This is a genomic window from Bacillus sp. LR--39, from assembly GCF_053613335.1.
The window spans coordinates 1-711 of the sequence record NZ_JBSIOT010000869.1; the positions used below are offsets into that span (position 1 = coordinate 1).

Genomic DNA, 711 nt, shown 5'->3' on the forward strand with positions numbered 1-711 from the left:
AGGCGAAGTCCGGACTCCGGTGTCAGACCCGCCCGCTCACCTTCATCTAATTGAATGCGTGAGGCAGAGCCCGGAACCGGTGACACTGCTGTTCACCGGCCCGCTGACAGACTTGGCGAGGGCGCTTGAGGAAGAGCCGGCGATCATAAAGCACATTGCAAAACTTGTCTGGATGGGCGGCACCTTCCTTGAGAAAGGAAATGTAGAAGAGCCTGAGCACGACGGGACGGCGGAATGGAACGCTTTTTGGGATCCTTACAGCGTGAAGACGGTATTCGAGAGCGACATTCAGATCGAAATGGTCGCGCTTGAAAGCACGAACCAGGTGCCTTTGACAAACGAAATCCGCTCACATTGGGCGAGCCTCAGAAAGCATATCGGGATCGACTTTATCGGCCAATGCTATGCGATGTGTCCGCCGCTTGTCCATAACGAAACGAATTCGACATACTACCTTTGGGATGTGCTGACGACGCTGACGCTCGGCACAGTCGATATGACACGCTCGCGCAGCATCAAGGCGGTTGTCCATACACAAAGCCCGCGCCAAGGAACGACAGAAGAGCATCCTGACGGCAGAATGGTCAAAGTCGTTGATCAAGTCGACAGGGATCAATTTTTTGCGTATTTTGAAGAGTTGATGAAAAGAGCCGACCGCATTCCATCTTTATAAAAGGAGACTTTCCATGATTAAAAAAGGGACAAACATTT

At 51.9% G+C, this 711-nt stretch carries 1 protein-coding gene; it reads left to right on the forward strand.

The annotated features are described in order from the left end of the window. A partial coding sequence (locus ACWHAR_RS27120) for a nucleoside hydrolase (protein ID WP_452088438.1) occupies window positions 1-673 on the forward strand: 673 nt, incomplete at its 5' end. Window positions 674-711 lie beyond the last annotated feature (38 nt).